The 16,033-nt window shown below is 66.8% G+C and carries 16 protein-coding genes; 9 read left to right on the forward strand and 7 right to left on the reverse strand.

Going from position 1 to position 16,033, the window contains the following annotated elements; all coding sequences use genetic code 11:
* The first annotated feature begins 123 nt into the window (after positions 1-123).
* Both ACWF99_RS02630 and ACWF99_RS02635 read left to right on the forward strand, forming a co-directional pair.
* Complete coding sequence (locus ACWF99_RS02630; RefSeq protein ID WP_378629448.1) at positions 124-780, forward strand: TetR/AcrR family transcriptional regulator; 657 nt, start codon at positions 124-126, stop codon at positions 778-780.
* Entirely contained in the window at positions 777-1,619 is an 843-nt protein-coding gene (locus tag ACWF99_RS02635; RefSeq protein ID WP_452534215.1) for an LLM class flavin-dependent oxidoreductase, read from the forward strand. The genes ACWF99_RS02630 and ACWF99_RS02635 overlap by 4 nt, the downstream gene beginning before the upstream one ends.
* On the opposite strand, the gene ACWF99_RS02640 is transcribed toward ACWF99_RS02635, so the two are convergent.
* From ACWF99_RS02640 to ACWF99_RS02655, 4 genes are all read right to left on the reverse strand, one after another.
* Positions 1,608-3,233 (reverse strand): dipeptide ABC transporter ATP-binding protein, encoded by a 1,626-nt coding sequence (locus ACWF99_RS02640; protein WP_452534217.1) that lies wholly within the window; start codon positions 3,231-3,233, stop codon positions 1,608-1,610. The two genes, ACWF99_RS02635 and ACWF99_RS02640, sit on opposite strands and share 12 nt — an antisense overlap.
* Entirely contained in the window at positions 3,230-4,045 is an 816-nt protein-coding gene (locus ACWF99_RS02645; protein WP_378630023.1) for an ABC transporter permease, read from the reverse strand. Before ACWF99_RS02645 ends, ACWF99_RS02640 begins: the two co-directional genes overlap by 4 nt.
* An 89-nt stretch (positions 4,046-4,134) precedes the next feature.
* Positions 4,135-5,088 (reverse strand): ABC transporter permease, encoded by a 954-nt coding sequence (locus ACWF99_RS02650; RefSeq protein WP_378629452.1) that lies wholly within the window; start codon positions 5,086-5,088, stop codon positions 4,135-4,137.
* A gap of 6 nt (positions 5,089-5,094) precedes the next feature.
* Positions 5,095-6,711 carry an ABC transporter substrate-binding protein gene (locus ACWF99_RS02655; RefSeq protein ID WP_452534219.1) on the reverse strand — a complete coding sequence of 539 codons (1,617 nt, stop codon included), beginning with the start codon at positions 6,709-6,711 and terminating at the stop codon, positions 5,095-5,097.
* Between the two features lie 244 nt (positions 6,712-6,955).
* Here ACWF99_RS02655 and ACWF99_RS02660 point away from each other — a divergent pair, with 244 nt between their 5' ends.
* The 7 genes from ACWF99_RS02660 to ACWF99_RS02690 all read left to right on the forward strand — a co-directional run bounded on the left by ACWF99_RS02660 (position 6,956) and on the right by ACWF99_RS02690 (position 12,544).
* The gene (locus ACWF99_RS02660) at positions 6,956-7,438 is read left to right on the forward strand and encodes a nuclear transport factor 2 family protein (RefSeq protein ID WP_301907190.1); all 483 of its coding nucleotides are present in this window, start codon (positions 6,956-6,958) and stop codon (positions 7,436-7,438) included.
* 405 nt (positions 7,439-7,843) lie between these two features.
* Positions 7,844-8,335, forward strand: a complete 492-nt coding sequence (locus ACWF99_RS02665; protein ID WP_452534221.1) for a nuclear transport factor 2 family protein — start codon at positions 7,844-7,846, stop codon at positions 8,333-8,335.
* Positions 8,336-8,364: 29 nt separating this feature from the next.
* Positions 8,365-8,790 carry a MarR family winged helix-turn-helix transcriptional regulator gene (locus ACWF99_RS02670; RefSeq protein WP_452534223.1) on the forward strand — a complete coding sequence of 142 codons (426 nt, stop codon included), beginning with the start codon at positions 8,365-8,367 and terminating at the stop codon, positions 8,788-8,790.
* Positions 8,791-8,806: 16 nt separating this feature from the next.
* Positions 8,807-9,694 (forward strand): TIGR03621 family F420-dependent LLM class oxidoreductase, encoded by an 888-nt coding sequence (locus ACWF99_RS02675; protein ID WP_452534225.1) that lies wholly within the window; start codon positions 8,807-8,809, stop codon positions 9,692-9,694.
* Positions 9,695-9,734: 40 nt separating this feature from the next.
* Entirely contained in the window at positions 9,735-11,027 is a 1,293-nt protein-coding gene (locus tag ACWF99_RS02680) for a Rieske 2Fe-2S domain-containing protein (RefSeq protein ID WP_452534227.1), read from the forward strand.
* Positions 11,028-11,039: 12 nt separating this feature from the next.
* On the forward strand, positions 11,040-11,978 hold the full coding sequence (locus ACWF99_RS02685) for a PDR/VanB family oxidoreductase (RefSeq protein WP_452534229.1): 939 nt from the start codon (positions 11,040-11,042) through the stop codon (positions 11,976-11,978).
* A 407-nt stretch (positions 11,979-12,385) separates the two neighbouring features.
* Entirely contained in the window at positions 12,386-12,544 is a 159-nt protein-coding gene (locus tag ACWF99_RS02690; protein WP_452534230.1) for a hypothetical protein, read from the forward strand.
* 313 nt (positions 12,545-12,857) lie between these two features.
* Here the strand turns inward: ACWF99_RS02690 and ACWF99_RS02695 are convergent, their stop codons facing one another.
* The 3 genes from ACWF99_RS02695 to ACWF99_RS02705 form a co-directional block, all read right to left on the reverse strand.
* Entirely contained in the window at positions 12,858-13,721 is an 864-nt protein-coding gene (locus tag ACWF99_RS02695; RefSeq protein ID WP_452534232.1) for an alpha/beta fold hydrolase, read from the reverse strand.
* A 61-nt stretch (positions 13,722-13,782) separates the two neighbouring features.
* Complete coding sequence (locus tag ACWF99_RS02700) at positions 13,783-14,541, reverse strand: alpha/beta fold hydrolase (protein ID WP_452534234.1); 759 nt, start codon at positions 14,539-14,541, stop codon at positions 13,783-13,785.
* Positions 14,542-14,576: 35 nt separating this feature from the next.
* Positions 14,577-16,031, reverse strand: a complete 1,455-nt coding sequence (locus tag ACWF99_RS02705) for a class I adenylate-forming enzyme family protein (protein WP_452534235.1) — start codon at positions 16,029-16,031, stop codon at positions 14,577-14,579.
* Between the last annotated feature and the right edge of the window lie 2 nt (positions 16,032-16,033).

A 16,033-nucleotide genomic window follows, 5' to 3' on the forward strand; every position in this document is an offset into this window, starting at 1 on the left:
GACGTGGAACAGTGCAATTGAACTTGCTGGTTCACTTTAATGTCCTCGCATACACCTCGCAACTCGGTATATAAGAATGAACCCGCGAGGCAACTTGGGGTCCGATTGCGCTATGGTTCATGGATGGCTGTAGCAACACCGCCGACCGGACAGTCGGCCTCGCGTGGACGGATCGACAAGCGGCAGGCGATCCTGGACGCGGCGTTCGTCGTCTTCGCTCGCCGCGGGTACGCGCAGGCGGGCGTGCAGGAGATCGCCGAGGTCGCCGGTGTCGCCAAACCGACCATCTACAACCATCTCAACGACAAGGAAACGCTGTTCCGGCACACGCTGGCCGCCGTGAGCGACGCGGTGCTCGCCGAGAACCTGGCGGTGGTCGAGCGGTTGCGCAATCCCGGTGAGGATCTGCGCGCCACCCTGGAAGACGTGGCCTACCGACTGATCCGGTCCTGCTGTACCGAGCAGTCCCGGTCGCTGCGCTGGCTCACCTACGGTCAGGTCGCGCAGTTCCCCGACCTGATGGATGTCGTGGTGAGCCGGACCTCTGATCAGCTCGGCGACGCGCTCGCGGATCGGCTGGCACGCTTGTCGCTGTCGGGCCACCTGCGCGCGAGCGATCCGGCGATCGCCGCCGAGCAGTTCCTCGTCCTGATCACCGGCCCGATGGAAGGCCGCACCCGGCTGGGCACCCGCAAGGTCTCCACCGCCGAGATGCACGCGGTCGCCACCGCCGCCGTCGACACCTTCCTACGCGCCTACGGGACACCGGAGAACCCTTGAGCCACCACCCTTTTCGCTTCGGACTCGTTACCGTTTCGCCCGCCGACCCGAAGTCGTGGATATCGACCGCACGATGGGCCGAAGACGCCGGGATCTCCACGTTGCTGCTGCCCGACCTGCCCGCACCGGTGCCCGCGCCACTGACAGCGTTGAGCTACGCCGCCGCGACGACAACCACGCTCCAGGTCGGAACATGGGTGCTGGCCAACGACTTCCGCAATCCGTTCGTTCTCGCGCGGGAAGCCGCCACCCTGGACCTGGTCTCCGGCGGCCGCTTCCAGCTCGGCCTCGGCGCCGGTCAGACCGCCATCGGCTACGGCGAACTCGGGATCGCCGCCGACTCCGACCGGGTTCGGTTCGAGCGCCTCGCCGAGTCGGTGGGCATCATCAACGCACTGTTGCGCGGTGAGCGGGTCGAGGCCACCGGGGCCCACTACGCGAACACCGGAACCACACTGGTGCCCACCCCGCCACGCAAGGTGCCGCTACTGCTCGCCGCGGGCGGACGACGAGCCACCGAACTCGCCGCGGCCGAAGCCGACACCATCGCGTTCAGCACCTTCTCCCGTCACCAGCTGACCCGCCAGGTCGAATGGCTCGACAGTGCCGCGGGCCCACGGCTTTCCGGCATCGAACGGGCGCTGCGCTTCAGCACCCCGACGAGCACCATCGGTCCGCCGATGCCCGATGGTGCCCCGACACTGCTCACCGGATCGCCCGCGCAGGCAGCCGATCAGCTGCGCCGGCTCCGCGACGAGTTCGGGATCTCCTACATCGTTCTCGACGACGACGCGGCACGCGAACTCGCGCCCGTGGTGAGTCTGCTCTCAGGCACCTGAGCCGCCGTCGACCAGGTCGGCACCGGGGATGGCGGCCAGCAGCTGACGGGTGTACTCGTGGGTCGGCTCCTCGAAAAGCTCTTCGGTGGTGCCGATCTCGACGATGCGGCCCTGCCGCATGACCGCGACCCGATGGGCGATCTGACGCACCACCGCCAGGTCGTGCGAGATGAACAGGTACGCCACGCCGGTCTCGGCCTGCAGTTCGGCGAACAGGTCGAGGATCTGCGCCTGCACGGAGACGTCCAGCGCCGAGACCGGTTCGTCACAGACCACCAGCTCCGGCGACAGGGCCAGCGCCCTGGCGATCGCGACCCGCTGACGCTGTCCACCGGAGAGCTCCGCGGGCCTGCGCCCCAGCGTCGACGCGGGTAGGGCGACCCGGTCGAGCAGTTCGCGCGCCCGCACCGCGCGTGACGCGCGGTCACCGATGCCGAAAACCCGCAGTGGTTCGCTGATCACGTCCTGGATCGAGAACCGCGGATCCAGCGACTCGTATGGATTCTGGTAGATCACCTGGGCGCGGCGACGCAGTGCCCGCAACCGCGCGCCCTTGATGGCCGTCACATCGTCGTCGTCGAACACGATGCGCCCGGAGGTCGGCGGGGCCAGGCGCAGAATCATTCTGGCCGTGGTGGATTTGCCCGACCCGGACTCCCCTACCAGTGCCAGCGTCTCCCCTCGGTGCAGCGAGAAGCTCACGCCGTCGACGGCGCGCACCGTCTTCGCTCGGCCGTTCGCGCGCGGCAGCGGGAACTCCTTCACCAGGTTCTCGACCGTGAGCAACGGCTCGGTGCCGACCCGACGCGACCGGGCCCGCACACCGGTACGTCCGGGCACGCTGCGCAACAGCTGCTGGGTGTACGGATCGCGCGGGTCGTCGAGTATCTCGCGGGTCGGCCCGCTCTCCACGATCCGGCCTCGCGTCATCACCGCGATCCGCTGCGCACGATCGGCGGCGACTCCGAGGTCATGGGTGACGAGAAGTACCGCTGTGCCGAGGGTTTCGGTCAAACTCGTGATGTGGTCGAGGATGCGGCGCTGCACGGTGACATCCAGCGCGCTGGTCGGCTCGTCGGCGATGATCAGCGCCGGGTTCGCGGCGATGGCGATCGCGATCAGTGCCCGCTGGCGCATGCCACCGGACAGTTCGTGCGGATACTGGTCGGCCCGGGTTTTCGGGTCGGGCATCCCGGCCCGCTCGAGCAGGTCCACCACTGCCTCGGGCGCCGATCGCCGGGTCGCCAGGCCGTGGATGAGCAAGACCTCGGCAACCTGGGTGCCGATGCGCTGCACCGGATTCAGCGAGACACCGGGGTCTTGGGGAATCAATCCGATCTGCGCCCCACGAATCGCGCGCAACTCCCGGTCTCCCGCCCTCGCCAGGTCCCGGCCCGCGAACTGGATCCGGCCCGCGTCGATGTGCCCTGCGGCAGGCAGCAACCCGGTGACGGCGTGCGCGGTCGAGCTCTTGCCCGAGCCGGATTCGCCGACCAGAGCCACGATCTCACCCGGCGCGATGTCCAGATCGAGCGCGCCCACCGCACGCACCCGGCCGGTGCTGGTGCGGTAGGAGATCGACAGGCCACGCACTTCCAGCAGATTCGCGGTCATCGCCGATTCGCCCACTCTCCATCGAGTGCTCGTGCGATCCGGTTGGTCGCGAGCACGACGAACGCCACCATGAGGCCCGACATCGTCGAGATCCACCACGCGTTGGCGAGATAGTTACGCCCACTCGAGATGAGTGAGCCCCACTCCGGCGCCGGGGGCACCGCGCCGTAGCCGAGGAAGCTCAGCGACGACACCGCCAGCACGGCGGTGCCGAGGTCCAAGGTGGCCAGCACGACCACGGGGCCGATCGCGTTCGGCAGGACGTGCCGGCCGAGCACCGTGTACCAGCGTGCCCCCGACGACCACGCGGCCTCGACGAACACCGCTTGCCGTAACCGCAGCACCTCGGCACGCATCACCCGGGCGAAGCCGGCCACGCTGGCCACACCCACCGCGATCGCGACCTTCACGGTGCCGTAGCCCAGCGCGGTCACCAGGGCCAAGGACAGGAACAGCGACGGAATCGACAGCAGCACATCGGCGAAGCGCATCAACACGTCGTCGACCCAGCGACCGACGAACCCCGCGATCAAGCCCATCGCGCCCCCGACGACGAACGCGACAGCCACCGCGATCACCGTGGCCTGCAACGACAGTGCAGTGCCGTGCACGACGCGGGTGAACAGGTCGCGGCCGAGTTCGTCGGTGCCGAACCAGTGCTGCCCGCTGGGCGGCGCGAAGATCTCCGACGGGACGCCGAACAGCGGATCCCGGGAGGTGAACAGCGTCGGCCACAACGCCGCCAGGACGACGAGCACGAGCGTGACCACCGACAGGACCAGGCCGGGTCGGTACAGCAGGAACCCTGGCAGCCGACGCCAGTCGAAACCCGTGCGGTGTTCGTCGTCGAACTCGTCGATGACGGTTCGGGTGACGGCCGCCTCGGTCAGCACGATATCGGTCACGCGTAGCTCCTCGGGGGCGCGACCACGATCCGTGGGTCGAGCACCGGGTAGATCAGGTCGACGATGAGGTTCACCACGACGAAGACGAACGCGCCGAACACCACAACTCCTTGCACGAGCGGAATGTCCTGCACGCTCACCGCGCTCGCCATGACCCGTCCGAGTCCGTTGCGCGAGAACACCGTCTCGATCACCACCGCGCTGGCCACCAACTGCCCGACGAGCAGGCCGACGATGGTGAGCGCGGGCAGCGACGCACTGCGCAGCGCGTGCCGCAGGTGGACCCGGATCCGGCTGGCGCCCTTGGCCCGCGCAGTGTGTACGAACGGCGCGTCCAGGGTGGACAGCAGACTCTTCGCCAGCACCTGTGCGATCAGCGCGCCGGTCGGGATGGCCAGCGTCACCGCGGGCAGCACCAACCCGGCCAGCCCGGCGTTGCCGAACGCGGGAAACAGCCGGATCCGAAACGACAGCAGCTGCACCAGCATCAGGCCCGCCCAGAAGGACGGGATCGAGATCGCCAGCGGCGGCAGCGCCAGCAGTACCTGCCGCAGCCAGCGCCGCGAGGTGTAGGTGGCCGCCACGGCGAGCCCGCCGCCGAACAGCACCGCGAGCACCAGCGCCGCCGCCGTGAGCTGCAGGGTCGGCGGCAGCGCCGCGGCGATCGTGCCGGTCACCGACCGGCCCGTAGCCACCGAATCCCCGAAGTCGCCGACCAGCGCCCGGCCCAGATAGTCCAGATACTGCACCACGATCGGCTTGTCGAAGCCGTACTGCGCTCGCAGTGCGGCGAGCTCGGCGGGGTCCACCGGCGAGGAGGTCAGTCCGCCGCCCGCCATCGCCGACACCGGGTCGCCCGGCAAGAATTCCAGCACGAAGAACGACACCGTGTACGCCGCCCACAGCACCCCTACCGCCTGTGCGAGGCGGCGTAACACGTACCGGCCCATGCCGGTTCAGCTCCGCCAGGTGTCGTGCAGCCGGGTCCGGCTCGACGACTCGAAGTTCAGGCCGTGCACGGTCGGCGCCGCCGCGAGCACCGTCTCGAGTTCCACCACCGGGATCACGTACGCATTGCGCACCACCAACTGCTGGGCCTGCTCCACGAGCGGGCGGCGCTTGGCCGGATCGGCCTCGGCCGCCTGGGCGGTGAGCAGTCCGTCGAGCTCGCTCGGCGGCAGCCGGTAGGCATTGACCTGCTGGGTCGAGTACAGCGTGCGCAGGCAGTCGGGGTCGGCGCGGCTCAGGTCGCCGCCCCACAGACCGTCGAAGTCACCGGACCCGATCAGCTGCGGGAACTGGGTCACCTGGAGCTCCTGGAGCTGCAACTCCACCCCGACCACCTTGAGCTGCTGCTGGACCAGTTCCAGTGCCGCCCGGGTGTTCTGGGAGTTGTTGAACCACACGACGTTCAGGCTCAGCCGGGTGCCGTCCTTGCGCCGGATGCCGTCGCCGCCCACCTGCCAGCCCGCCGCGTCCAGCAGCGATGTGGACCGAGCGGTGTCCAGAGCAAGATCCGCCGACAGATCGGTGTAGCCGGGGGTCGTGTGCGAGAGAATGCCGGTGGCGGGCACGGTGCCGCTGGCGAAGACCGCCTCCACGATCTGACGACGGTCCACTGCGGCCTGAATCGCCTTGCGCACCTGAACATCTCGCAGGATAGGCCGGGAGTTGTTGAGGCCGAGGTTGAACACCGCCCCCGGGTGCGATCGGGTGAGCAGGGAGATCCCCGACGCCTTCAGCCCGGCTTCGTCGGCTCGGCCGAGACCGGTGGCGACATCGAGCTGCCCGGACTGCACACTGCCCGCACGCACCCCGGATTCGGGGATGACGGTGAACTCGATGGAGTCGAGGTAGGCCTCACCCTGCTTGGTCCACAACGGCGAGCCCCACCCGTAGCCGACCCGCTTGGTGATCGTGATCGATTGGTTGGGAACGTATTTCGAAAGGACGAAGGGACCGGAGCCGGTCACACCGTCGCTGCAGCGTTGCTGGGGCGTCTTGGCCGCGTCGGCCGTCGAGATCAGGCCGAGTGCGGCGGTCGAGGTCGCCTGCAGGAACTGTGCATTGGGCTGTTCGAAGGTGATCTTGGCGGTGTGCTCGTCGACCACCTCGGTGCCGACGTACCCGGTGACATAGCCCTTGGACAGGATGGCGAGAGCGCCCAGCTTGGGGATCGCGTCGAAGTTCGCCTTCACCACTTGCGCGTTCAGCGGGGTGCCGTCACTGAAGGTCACATCGGACCGCAGCCGGAACGTGAACGACCTGGCGTCGGGACTCACCTCCCAGCTCTGTGCCAGCCACGGCACCGGCTGACCGGTGGTGGGATCCTGGTCGGTCAGCGAGTCGACCGTCTCGCGCAGCGAATACAGGGTGTCGCTACTACCGACCTGCTGGGGATCGACGCAGCCCGCGTCGGAGGCGACCGAGAACCGCAGCGTGCCGCCGGATCTCGGTGGACCGGCATCGCCGCCCTGCTCGCCACCGGCGCCACAGGCACCGGTGAACAGGGTGACCGCCGCCGCCGACACCACGGCACAGCGAATCGACTTCGAACGCACAACACTGCTCACGCCAGAATTCCTCTGTCTACTGCCCGGATTCACGTGGGACTCACGGCGGGCGACACGACGAAACATTTCACATCTCGAAATACCCGGTCAACAATTCGGATCACCTCGCTCGGAATACATCGTCGCACCGAATAGTGCGGTACGCCATCGGGCGGTGCCCGGCATCGTGCTAGCTTCGCACCGTGTCGATAATCGAACGACGCGCCGAGCGATGTGTTGTCGTCCGGCAGGAGAAAGGACCGACGTGACCGCTGTACATGACAACCTGCTCGCGACGATCGAAGCGGAGCGGGCGATCTTCCGAACGTTCTACAAATTCTTCCGGATCGCCGACACCCAGGAGAGCGAGCGGTTCAGCGAGTGCTTCACCCCCGACGCGCTGATCGAGTACCGGATCATGCCCGGCCCGCCGGTGCTGTTCCACGGCCGTGACGAGTTCACCGATCACATGAGCCGGGTGCCCAAGTCGCAACGCTCCCTGGTCGCCCATGTCATCGGGCAGGCCACCATCGAGTGGAATGGCGATAAACCCCTGCTCACAGCCTATGCGACGGTGTGGCACTGGTTCTCCAGCACCGCGGCCACCGACGTGGGACGACCGGCCGACTGGGTGGTCATCGGGCTGGTTCAGGACGAGTTCGAGCAGTACGAGGGTGAGTGGCTCATCTCGCACCGGGATGTGCGACATGTCGCGGGCCGGGTCGCCGCCGGCCACGGTCCGGGCTGAACATCACGGTTCACCACCGCCGGCGATCGGGCCGGACTCGTCGCCGAGTCCGGCCCGATCTTGCGTACACAGGACATCCCTAGCAATGGTTCGACAAATTGTTCGGAGACATCGGTGACAATGTGTTCCGGTGACTTGGGAAACAATTCACTCCGTCGATTTCCGACGCCATGATCGAACTGTCACCGATGTTCCGGCAACACTTACGCGACCGTCCAGGCGATATTCGAACCCTGCGGGCGTGACAGTCGAAACCTACGGTCGAACCGCAGGGTTTCCCACGCGATCTTGTGACCTCTGAATATCGCGTGCAAAGGTGATTGCAGCCCGGCCGGAGAAACACGGTGGCCGCGGTTTTCCCGGAGTCCGCTCCGGTACGTGTACGGAACGAGAGGTGTCACAGCGATGTCAGAAGTCCTGGACCTGGTCGGGCAGGTCGAGCAGCTCACCGAACGACTCGAGACGCTCGAGGCCGTCCGCGCGCTGAACACCTTGCGCCACGACCTACCCCGCTGCATCAACGAGGGCAGGTGGGACCAGGTCGGCGAACTGTTCAGTGCCGACGCCTATCTCGACTACCGCCATCTGGGCCAGGCCGAGGGGCGGGCTGCCATCCAGGCGTACTTCGCCGGGCTGCCACAGCTCATCGAAGACAACAGCCCGGCGGGGCAGGTGCTGGTCAAGCAGTTCCTGCACGGGCACGACGTGGAGATCCTCGGCGATCGAGCCACCGGAGTGTCGTTCTTCGAGGAGAAGGTCGTCTTCGACACCGAAAGCTCGTTCGTGGCAGGCAAGTTCACCGACGAGTACGTCCGCGAGGGCGGCCGGTGGCGGTTCGCGCGAATCGCCCTCGACCTGTACTGGGTCATCCCGTACTCGCGCGGCTGGCAGCAGTAGCCGGCCCTTCGACCACAGAGAGGCTCGTCATGCTCCAGAAGAACACGACCAAGCGCATCGGGTACTGGCTGCTGCACCTGCACCAGCAGTTCGACGTCGCCACCGGCGCGCTGCTGCACGAGCAGAAGCTCACCCGCCGGGACTGGCAGATCCTGCACGCCCTGCAGATCGGTCTGGGCAGCGTCGCCGAACTCGACGCGGCGTTCGCGCCGTTCCTGGTCGCCGACGGCGCGCGGACCTATCAGCCGATCGTCGACGACTTCGTCGGCCGCGGCTGGGTCGAGGTTTCCGGCGCGGCGCTGCGGCTCACCGCCGCGGGCGAGGCGGCGCACGAGCGCGCCGAAGCTCTGGTGAACGCCCACGCCGACGAATCGCTGCGTGGCATCACCGAGGAGGAATTCCTCGCCGCGAACGCGGTGCTGGCCAAGATCGCCGACAACATCGCCACCGAATGAGCTCGCGAGGAGCGTCATGACTTCCCTGTACGACCGGCCGTTCCGCTTCGGCCTCTGCCTGTTCACCCCGTCCACCAGGGCGGAATGGATCGCCAAGGTACGCAGGGCCGAGGAACTGGGCTACGACGTCATCTCGGTGTCGGACCACCTCGGCATGCCGGCACCGATCCCGACCCTGCTGCTGGCCGCCGAGGCGACCGAGCGCATCCGGATCGGCACGCTCGTGTTCAACACGGCCTTCTACCACCCGACGGTGCTGGCCCGCGACCTCGCCACCGTCGACCGCTACTCCGGCGGCCGGGTGGAACTCGGGCTCGGCGCCGGCTACGACCGCGCGCAGTTCGACGCGGCCGGAATCCCGTTTCCCACTGCGGGCGAACGGGTTTCCCAGCTGGAGCGCACCGTCGCGGAGTTCCGCAAGCCGAAGTCCGAGCTCGACCAGTACGCCCGGTTCGAACAGCCCGGCGGCCCGCCGATCCTGATTGCCGGTCGCGGCGCACGGGTCCTGCGGCTGGCTGCCGCCCACGCCGACATCATCGCCTTCACCGGCACCACCGAGGTGCGCGACGGCGACGGGCTGAAGCTGGGTGGAATCACCGAGGTCACCGACCGGATCGACTACGTACGTGGACTGCTCGGCGACCGGATCGACAAGGTGGAGTTCAACATTCCCATCCACAAGGTGCTGCCCAAGGGCGCGACCGACGGCGTGACCGATGTCTGGCAGAACCGGCTCGACCTCACGCCCGACGAACTCGCCGAACTGCCGTCACTGCTGTTCGGCACACCCGAGGAGAACGCCGACACCCTGCGCGAACGGCGCAAGACCCTCGGCCTGACCTACTACACCGTGCTCGAACCCGAGATGGAGGCCTTCGCCCCGATCATCCAGGCGCTCCGATAACAGGGCAGCACAACATCTTTCGCACGCGGAGGAGACCGACATGACCGAACGAACCACGGTGGACACCGGTACCGGATACGGCCGCAAGGCCCCGTCCTACGACGCACGCCTGACCGAGGTGGGACCCGGCACACCGATGGGCGAGGCGCTGCGGCGATACTGGCACCCGATCGCTACCTCGGCCACCCTCACCGCCGAAGCACCGCATCGCACCCGCGTCCTCGGCGAGGACCTGGTCGTCTTCCGGGACGGAAACGGCCGCGCGGGAGTGGTTTTCGAGCGTTGCGCGCACCGCGGCGCCAGTCTGTTCTTCGGCCGGATCGAGGACGACGGGCTACGCTGTGGCTATCACGGCTGGAAATACGACGTGCAGGGACGATGCCTCGAGCAGGCCTGCGAGCCCGATCGTGGCAAACGCCGCGACGCCGCGCGCCAGCCGTGGTACCCGGTGGAGGAACGCTACGGGCTGGTGTTCGTCTACATGGGCCCGCCCGACCGCAAGCCCGTGCTGCCGCGCTACGACGTGCTCGAGGACCTCGCCGAGGGCGAGCAGTACTTCGCCGAATGGCCGTTCCCCGGACTGTCGGTGACCGGCGCCGAGCAGGATTTCCACTGGCTGCTGATCTACGAGAACACGATCGACCCGGTGCACATCAACTGGCTGCACTCCCAGCACAGCGGCTACCAATTCCTCGGCACCGGCACCACCGGCTTCCCCGAGGACTTCTTCGATCCCTACACCCTGCCGGGACGGGTCAGCTACGACCGCACCGACTACGGGGCGAAGTACGGCGTCCGGTTCCTGGACAAGGAGCGCGACGGGGAGCGGACCGAGCGGGTCTGGGGAGCCGAGCTGCACCTGCCCAATGCCACGGTGCTGCCGGACTGGGTCGAGCTCACCCCGGATACCAAGGCCGACATGGTGATCTGGGCTGTCCCGATGGACGACACCCGCCATCGCGCGTTCTTCTCCATCCGGGCGAGCGATCCCGCACGCGTGCAACGGTTCCTGTTCGGCATCACCCAGGACGGCAAGAACGCGTGGGAGCTGACCGACCAGGAACGTCAGCGCTTCCCCGGTGACGGCGAGGTGATGACTTCGCAGGGTCCGGTCGCGCTGCATTCCGAGGAGACCCTGGCGACGACGGATCGGGGCGTGGTGCTGCTGCGCCGGTTGCTGCGGACGATGATCGACGACGTGGAAGCGGGCCGCGATCCGCAGGGGGTGAGTCTGGACGAGGAACCGGTGCGGCGTACCCAGGCCGGTCTGTTCACCCTCGCCGGGGCCACGGCGGACGAGACCGCGGCGGCGCTGCCGGTAGCCGGTGGCTGACCGGGGCAGACCATGACCTGGATCGACGCGGAAGTCCGTGCCCGCACCCTCGCGACCGCCGACATCGTGGTTCTCGACCTCGCCCCGGTCGACGGCACCGAATTCCCGCCCTACACAGCAGGGTCCCATATCGACATCCAGCTCGGTTCCGGGATGGTCCGCCAGTACTCGCTGTGCGGAACGCCCGGGCCGGGCCGGTATCGGCTGGCCGTGCTGAACGTGACGAACTCGCGCGGCGGATCCCGGGCGATGCACGCGCTCACCGTGGGCGATCGGGTGCGGATCTCCGCCCCGCGCAACCACTTCCCGCTGGTCACGGCGCACCGTCATGTACTGATCGCGGGCGGGATCGGGATAACGCCCTTGCTCGCCATGCTGACCGAGCTCGACCGGGCGGGCGCCGAGTACACGCTGCACTACAGCGCCCGGAGCCGCTCGCACGCTGCCTTCCTGGACGAGCTGACGGCCAACTTCCGCGTCAGCTTCCACTTCGACGACCAGCACATCGGGCTCGATGTGGCCCGCGATCTGGGCGATCCGCGGCCGGAAACGGCGGTCTACGTCTGCGGGCCGGACGGGTTCATGGACTACGTCCTGGGCAAGGCCGAGGCGCTCGGCTGGCCGCGCCAAGCCCTGCACACCGAACGATTCGGCACCGACCGCCCCGCACCGACCGGGCCTGCCCCGGCCGGATTCGTCGTCCGCGTGGCCTCCACCGGCGCCGAATACGGTGTCGCCGACGACCAGAGCGTGCTCGATGCCCTCTTGGACCACGGTGTCGACGCGCCCTTCTCGTGCCAGCAGGGCATCTGCGGGGAATGCGTGGTCCGGGTACTCGCCGGCGAACCCGACCATCGCGACGACGTCCTCACCGACGCCGAACGCGCCGGGGGCTTGTTCACCACGTGCTCGTCTCGATCGCACTCCCCTGTCCTCGAGGTGGATCTCTGAGTGCAGTCAGCCGAGTCTGGGCACGAAGCTCGAAAATGATTGGCGGCAAACGGTTCCCGAGGGCAAGGTCGCCTGTGTGGTGAGCGGGCAACGGCCGCGTCGCGATTCCGTTGATCGAGCAGGTGTCGAAGTGGGTGGACAGCTGTCCGCGCACATGATCGACACGCTGACTTGCACCCGGCGGCTGTCGAGCTGTGGGTTCGGCTTCACCCAACAGCGCGGTTCTCCGACATGCAAGGACAATCGGGCCGCGAGCTGCTCGCCGACGCCGCATCACCGCGTTCTTCGAGGGCAACACGGTCGTCTTCCCGGCGGCCGACTACCGCAGCGCGGCATCGACGCGATCACCGACGCTCGCGACCTCTAGCGAAGGGAAGCCAATGTCACTGCAGCGCATATTTGTTCGGGTGGACGCCATCACCGACGAGTGGTCCGCGTTCTACGTGACCGCAGGCGCTCGATTCGTGCACATCGAGTCGGTGGGAGACCCGGAGGTCTATCTTATCTTCCAGGGTGTCGATGCCCCGTCGACCCGGGCGGCGAACGCGTCGAGTACCTCGATGTAGACCGCCGGGACACCGACCTCCATCAGAATGCCTGTGCCTGTGGTGTCGAAGTCGAAGGTGAAGAACAAGCAGCAGCTCGATTCCCGTGACGCGATGTCCCGGCCGACGACTTCGGCGTCGGCATCCAGGCTTAGGTCCAGTCTCGTCGCAGACAGGCGGGTGGTGCTGTGTACCGAGTGGGAAGCTCCGCGGTCACGCGGCCTGCGGCTTTGATGGTGGCAAGAACGGGTGTGACCTCCAATGTTGGATGCCGTCTACGCCGCCGAGGCGGCGCGTGAGGTGAAATGCTCAGGTCAAACAGCGCACCAGTTGCCTAGCTCTCCGCGAGGAATTCTGCGGCGATCGGCGCGAACTGCTCGTGGTACTGGAAGATTCCGCCGTGGCCGGAGTTGGGGTAGATGATCAGTTCCGATCCCGCGATGCGCCGATGTAAGTCTTGGGACAGTACAGAGGGCACCATGCGGTCGTCATCGCCGTTGGCGATCAGCGTGGGTTGGGTGATCTTCGACAGATCCGATGGCGTGGACCGACCGAAAGCCTTGATCGCCGCGAGTTGGGATCGGAAGGCACTGATCTTGATGTCCTTGTCACGGTCGGTGGTGCGTTCTTCGAGGCGGCGCACGAACTCCTTCCCGGCACGCTTACCCACTGCGTCACGGTTGAAGAACAGGAACTCCTTGGGGTCCGAACGGGTCACCGTGGCCCGCAACATGTCCCAGTAAGTGACGCCGGCGACCTTGTCCATGTCCTTGCCGCCACGCGGTCCGGTCCCGGTCAGGACGAGCTTGCGCACCAGCGCGGGATGCTGGAGCACCAGATCCTGGGCGATCATGGCGCCCATCGAGAACGAGAACACATCGATCTTGCCGAACCCCAACGCTGTGATGAACGTGTAGGCATCATCGGCGGCCTCCTCGATGGTGGCGGGCACCTTGCCGGTGGACGCTCCGACCCCCTTGTTGTCGAAGGCGATCACGTGGCGGGTCATGGCGATCGGGTCGATGATTCGCGGATCCCAATTGTCCAGGGTCGCCGCGAGATGCACGAAGAACACCACTGGGATGCCGCCTGTGGGGCCCAGCTCACGGTAGGCGTAGGTGGTGCCGTCGGCGGTCACGGTGCGAGTGGGCGCGTCGGCGTAGGACGTGATGATGGGGTCGCCGCCGTTAGTACTCATTAGGTCCTCGTTTCTTCGAAGCGGTTGTGGGGGAACAGATTCGATACCGCCGGGCAGTGGCTCAGTCGGCGAAGAACCGAAGTGCGTCGGGAACGAAGCTCGAGTGATGCTGAAATATCCCGCCGTGTCCGGAGCGAGGGTAGATCTTCAGTTCCGCGTTGGGCAGTCGGCGCGCCATGTCCGCCGATAGGCTGGTCGCCACCATAAGGTCGTCCTCGCCGTTGGCGACTAGAACCGGCACTGTGATCTGTGACAGATCGCCGGGTGCAGACTTGCCGCCGTTGACGATCGCCTCGAGCTGGGCCAGCCGGGCCTGCGTCGAGATCTTCTTGTCGCGATCGAAGTCTCGCTCCTGAAGTCGGGCGAGGTAGTTGGTTGCGGCGTGCTTGCCTTCGGTGGTGCGCATCTTGGCGATACCGCCGCCACCGCGTGGTCCGGTACCGGCCAGGATCATTCGCCGGACCAGATCCGGCGCTTTGAGCGCAATCAACTGGGCGACGCCGCCGCCGAGGGAGAATCCGACAAGGTCCACCTTCTCCAACCCGAGCGCGCGGATGAACGCGATCGCGTCGTCGGCCATCCGCTCGATCGTGCCCGGGACGGCCGATCCGGACGCTCCGACACCGCGGTTGTCGAATGTGATCACACGGTGGTGTGCCGCGATACTGTCGATCACCCTGGGATCCCAGTCGTCGAGCACAGCGGTGAGGTGGTGCAGGAACACGACAGGCACGTCGGACCCGGCACCGAGTTCTCGGTACGCGAACGGCACCGAGTCGACATCGATCGTCTTGGTCGGCGTGTCTTTCCAGGTGTGCATTGTGGGCCTTTCCGCGCTGGCCTGTGGTTCGGGATTCATGGCGTCGAGGCGTTGGTCCGGAGTGCGGCCTTGTCGAGCTTGCCTACCGCGTTTTTGGGCAGCGTCTCCATCGAGCGAATGGTCTTCGGCCGTTTGTAACTGCTGAGATTGTCCTTGCAGTGGGCAGTGAGCGCTTCGAGGTCGACAGTTTGGCCGGGGCGAGGTTGGACGTAGGCGATCACGATCTCACCCCACTTCGCGTCGGGGACCCCGACGACGGCGGCTTCGAGCACATTCGGTGCTGATGTGAGAACGTCTTCGATCTCTTTCGGGTAGATGTTCTCGCCTCCGCGGATAATCATCTCTTTGCTACGACCGACGATCGTGAGGTAGCCATCGGCGTCGAGGTGGCCTATGTCCCCGGTGTGTAGCCAACCGTCGACGATGGTGGCGGCGGTCTCTGCGGGACGACCGAGGTAGCCGCGCATCACGTTCGGCCCGCGGACGACGATTTCCCCGTCGGCTCCCTGCGGCAAGGGTTGATCATCAGTGCCGATGACACGGAGCTCCTGGCCCGGGAACGGGACGCCGACGGTCCCTGCCTTCCGCGGACCGTCGATGGGGTTGATGGTCGAGCCGCAGGTGCCCTCGGACAGCCCATATGCCTCGATGATCGGGAATCCGTACCGGCGCTCGAACCTGGTGAGCAATTCGGCCGGGGCGGGAGCCGCACCACAGACGGCGAATCTGATCGATGAAGTGTCTTGGCTCAGTTCCTCGGACAGGGCTGCGAGCATGCTGTAGATCGTGGGCACTGCGGAGAAGTAGGTGGGTCGCACCTGCTCGACGGCTTCGAAGAAGGTCCGTGGATCGAATCGGTCGGCGATGGTGACACTCGCTCCGACCAGGAGCGGGCAGAGGACACTGACGATGATTGCATTGACGTGGAACAGTGGCAGGAGCAGAAGGCACCGGTCGGTGGAGCCGAGTTGCAGTGCGCCGCGACCCATTCCGGTCATCGCATCGAGGTTGGCGTGATCGAGCATGACGCCCTTGGGGACCCCGGTGGTGCCCGAGGTGTAGATCAGGAGAGCGAGGGCATCCGGATCGTCGACGGGCTCGTGCTCCACGAGGAGGTCGTAGCGCAAATCGGACACGGCCAGTGACCGGAACCCGGGAACGGTGTCGGCGCCGTCCTCCGTGACCAGGATTCGGGCACTGCAATCGCTGAGCTGCCGATCGACCTCTACCGTCGTCAGCGCCGGGTTGACCGGTGTAATCGTGGCGCCTATGCGCCATGCCGCGAACAGCAGGACGATGAACTCGACACGGTTGATCAGGCGCAGGGCGACGACGTCACCGCTAGCGACGCCGTGTTCGGTGAGTTGGATGGCGACCGATTTCACGCGGCGGTGCAGTTCAGCGTTGGTCAACGACTGCCTGGAATCGGTGACCGCGAGGGCTCCGGGCGCGGAGGTGCTGCGCTGATCGGGCAAGGTGGAGAACGTCATTG

This window comes from Nocardia sp. NPDC055002 (assembly GCF_053608825.1).